Raw genomic sequence first — 4,204 nt, 5'->3', positions numbered from 1 at the left:
GTGTCGTCGTGGACGACGACTCGTACCAGATCGTGCTCGGGCCGGGTGCGGTGGCGCGGGTGACGGCGGAGTTCGAGGCGCTGGTCGGGCGGACGACGGCCGATGAACTGGCGGCGCGGGGCGCGGAGCTGAAGGAGGCCCGGCGCCGGCGCAACGCGACCCCGGGAAAGCTGGCCCTGCGCCGCGTCGCGAACATCTTCGTCCCGCTCATCCCCGCGCTGATCGGCTGCGGAGTGCTGGCGGGCGTGAACGGGCTGCTGGTCAACGCGGGTTGGCTGCCGGCCGTGACCCCCGCCCTGTCCGCGATCGCCTCGGCCTTCATGGCCCTGATCGCCGTGTTCGTCGGCCACAACACGGCGAAGGAGTTCGGCGGCACACCCGTGCTGGGCGGCGCGGTCGCGGCGATCGTCGTGTATCCCGGCGTGGCGAAGGTGACGGCCTTCGGCCTGCCCCTGTCCCCCGGTCAGGGCGGCGTGCTGGGCGCGCTGGCGGCGGCGCTGCTCGGGACGTACGTGGAGAAGTGGTGCCGCAGACGGGTCCCGCCGACCCTGGACGTCCTGCTGACCCCGACACTCACGGTCCTGGTCGCCGGCCTGGCCACCCTCTACGGCCTGATGTACGCGGCCGGCGAGATCTCCACCGCCATCGGCACCGCCGCGAACTGGCTCCTCACCACGACCGGCGCCTTCGCGGGCCTGATCCTCGGCGGCCTGTTCCTCCCCCTGGTGATGCTGGGCCTCCACCAGGCCCTGATCCCCATCCACACCACCCTGATCGAACAGCAGGGCCACACGGTCCTGTTGCCCATCCTGGCCATGGCGGGCGCGGGCCAGGTGGGCGCGGCGATGGCGGTGTACGTCCGCCTGCGCCACGACACCTCCATCCGTACGACGATCAGGTCGGCGCTTCCGGCGGGCCTGCTGGGCGTGGGAGAGCCGTTGATCTACGGCGTCTCCCTCCCCCTGGGCCGCCCCTTCCTGACCGCCTGCGTGGGCGGGGCGGCGGGCGGCGCGTTCGTCGGCGTGTTCGCGATGCTCGGCGACCAGGTCGGCGCGACGGCGATCGGCCCGTCGGGCTGGGCGCTGTTCCCGCTGCTGGCCGGGAACGCGGGGTTGGGGGTCTCGGCGGCGATCTACGCGGGCGGGCTGCTCACCGGCTACGCGGCGGGCTTCCTGACGACGTACGCATTCGGAATCAAGCGCAGCCAGGAAGGAGGCCAAGAGGTCAGGATCTGACCTCAATGACTCCTAGCGTGGCTCTCATGAATGAGACCACGCACCCCACCACCACCGACGAACGCGCCGACCTGCTGGAGACGCTGGCCCACCACCGGCGCTTCCTGCGCCTCACCACCCGCGACCTCACCGACGAGCAGGCCGGGCAGCGAACCACCGTCAGCGAGCTGTGTCTCGGCGGCCTGATCAAACACGTCACGTCGGTGGAACGGAGCTGGGTGGACTTCATCCGGAACGGCCCGTCGCCGAAGGACGACTTCACCGCCATGACCGAGGCCGACTGGGCCCGGCGGGCCGACGAGTTCCGGATGCTGCCCGGCGAGACGCTGGCCGGCGTGCTGGCCGAGTATGCCGAAGTCGCCCGCCGAACCGACGAGTTGGTCACCGCCCTGCCCGACCTGAACGCCGACCATCCGCTGCCCAAGGCCCCGTGGAACGAGCCCGGGGCTCGATGGTCGGCCCGCAGGGTACTGCTGCACATCATCGCCGAAACGGCCCAGCACGCCGGCCACGCCGACATCATCCGCGAGTCCCTGGACGGCGCGAAGAGCATGGGCTGACGCACTGACCGCCCGGCCCGAACCCGGCCGGCCGAAGGCTCTGTCGGGTTCGGGACGGGCGACGCGCGCCAAGGCGAACGCGCCCCCGACCACAACAACGCACCCTGGGGCACCTACGGCTCGCATTCGTCAAGGGGCGAGTCCGTATCCTCACCCTGGACACCGAAGAACTCAAGGACTACGCAGACTGACACCCATGAACCACGCCCAGCTCACCGCCCTCGGCCGTGCCCTCCGCCTCCTCGGTGAGCACGGCGAAGCGCTGAACCCCGACACCCCGGACGCCAAGCTGCACGAGGTGAAGGCGGATCTGCGGCGCGCTCTCGATCTGCTGGAGGAGAGCGTGACGACGGCCGCCCCCTCCACGCGCTGCGCCGAGCATCCCACCGGCCCCGTCGACGAGAGCGCCCCCGACCTCTGCCTGCTGTGCGAGACCCGGCGCCGGGCGGCCCGCCGCGCCGAGTTCAACGGGCCCTCCCTGCACACCGCCCCGACCGCACCCGCCCCCTCCCGCTACGGCACCCGCGCCGACCGCCCCCAGCCCCAGCAGCGCTGGCTGCCGGAGCTGTGGAACGGTCAGGAGTGGCAGTTGTGCGGCACCCCGCGCCGCGACCGCCGTGAGGCCGAGCTGTATATCGCAGCCCAGCGGCGCGGCTCCCGGCCCGCCATGGCGTACCGCCTGGTGCACGAGTTCACCGACTACGAGGTGCTGCGCGTGTGGGGCACACCGGTACGGGTCGACATCGAGCCGATGGGCAACCTGTAGGCCGTACGACGGGCTCGAGCGCCTACGCCTTCACAGCGGAGACCTGCGCCGGTTCCGCCTCTGCGGCCGCCCCCGCCCCGGCCGCCGGACGCCCGCGCGGGATGAACGACGCGACGGCGAAGGCGAGCAGTGCCGCTCCCGCGCCGATCGCGAGGACCGTGCGGAAGCCGTCCTGGGAGGGCAGCGCGACGGGGCCGACGTTGATGGTCATCTGGGCCAGGATGACGCCCGCCACCGCGCTCGCCGTGGACGTACCGATGGACCGCATCAGGGTGTTGAGGCTGTTGGCCGCGGCCGTCTCGGAGGGCTCCACCGCGCCCATGATGAGCGCGGGCATCGAGCCGTACGTGAAGCCGATGCCGGCGCCGATGACGCAGGAGACCAGGACGAAGTGCCAGACGGCGTCCATCAGCACGATGTTCAGGCCGTAGCCGCCGGCCACGATCAGGGCGCCGATCATCAGGGTGACCTTCGGGCCCTTGGCCTTGGACACGGCGGCGGAGACCGGCGCCGTCAGCATCATCACCAGACCGGACGGCGCCATGACCAGACCGGCGGCGAGCATCGACTGGCCCAGGCCGTAGCCGGTCGACTCGGGCGCCTGCAGCATCTGCGGAATGACCAGGGACATCGCGAACATCGCAAAGCCGACGGCCACCGAGGCCAGGTTCGTCACCAGCACCTGACGGCGGGCGGTGGACCGCAGGTCCACCAGGGGCTGGGTGACGCGCAGCTCCCACCAGCCCCACACCAGCAGGACGACGACGGCCGCGGCGAACAGGCCGAGCGTGGTGCCGCTGGTCCAGCCCCAGTTGGCGCCCTTGGAGATCGCCAGCAGCAGGCAGACCAGGCCGACCGCCATGCCGAGCCCGCCGATCAGGTCGAACCGTCCGCCGGTGCGGACCCTCGACTCGGGTACGAGCGTCAGGACGAGGACACCGGCCACGACACCGAGGGCGGCCGAAGTCCAGAACAGCACGTGCCAGTCGAAGTTGTCGGCGATGAGCGCGGCGGCGGGCAGACCGAGGGCGCCGCCGACGCCGAGGGAGGCGCTCATCAGCGCGGTGGCGGAGCCGAGCCGTTCGGCGGGCAGTTCGTCGCGCATGATGCTGATGCCCAGCGGGATGACACCGGACGCCAGGCCCTGCAGCACCCGTCCGACGATCATCGGGACCAGCGAGTCGCTCAGCGCGGCCGTGACCGAGCCCGCCACCAGCAGGACCACGCTGACCAGCAGCATGCGGCGCTTGCCGTACATGTCACCGAGCCGGCCCATCACCGGCGTGGCGACGGCGGCGGCGAGCAGCGTGGCGGTGACGGCCCAGGCGGTGTCCGAGGAGGGGGCGTCCAGGAGCTGCGGCAGCTCCGGGACGATCGGGATCACCAGGGTCTGCATCAGGGAGACGACGATTCCGGCGAAGGCCAACACCGCCACCACGGCGTTCGACCTCGGCGACGGGGGCCCCTCCCACGCGTTTCGGGCAGTGGGGGACGATCCCCCGGCGTCGGCGGGTCGGGCAGGGGCGTGGGACATGGCTGGCCTCCGGTCGCGATGAACAGTGCTTGACTCAGGCAACCATAAGCCAGTTGCTTAACTTACTCAAGAAAATTCAGGTCGCGGCTGGACCAAACGGGTGGTGGCC

General features: G+C 71.6%; 4 protein-coding genes. 3 read left to right on the top strand and 1 reads right to left on the bottom strand.

What is annotated here, in order from left to right; all coding sequences use genetic code 11:
- The 3 genes from ACTWQJ_RS47345 to ACTWQJ_RS47335 form a co-directional block, all read left to right on the top strand.
- On the top strand, nt 1-1,235 hold a 1,235-nt coding region (locus ACTWQJ_RS47345), incomplete at its 5' end, for a PTS transporter subunit EIIC (RefSeq protein WP_443312564.1).
- Between the two features lie 26 nt (nt 1,236-1,261).
- Nucleotides 1,262-1,795: a DinB family protein gene (locus ACTWQJ_RS47340; protein ID WP_443312563.1), complete on the top strand. Its 534-nt coding sequence runs from the start codon at nt 1,262-1,264 to the stop codon at nt 1,793-1,795.
- A 196-nt stretch (nt 1,796-1,991) separates the two neighbouring features.
- A complete protein-coding gene (locus ACTWQJ_RS47335) occupies nt 1,992-2,561 on the top strand; it encodes a hypothetical protein (protein WP_443312562.1) in 570 nt (189 codons plus the stop codon).
- Between the two features lie 22 nt (nt 2,562-2,583).
- On the opposite strand, the gene ACTWQJ_RS47330 is transcribed toward ACTWQJ_RS47335, so the two are convergent.
- A complete protein-coding gene (locus ACTWQJ_RS47330; protein ID WP_443312561.1) occupies nt 2,584-4,095 on the bottom strand; it encodes an MFS transporter in 1,512 nt (503 codons plus the stop codon).
- Between the last annotated feature and the right edge of the window lie 109 nt (nt 4,096-4,204).

This window comes from Streptomyces sp. KR55 (genome assembly GCF_052245645.1).
GTDB classification, from domain to species: domain Bacteria; phylum Actinomycetota; class Actinomycetes; order Streptomycetales; family Streptomycetaceae; genus Streptomyces; species Streptomyces flavusporus.
This window is presented reverse-complemented; position numbering and strand designations above follow the sequence as displayed.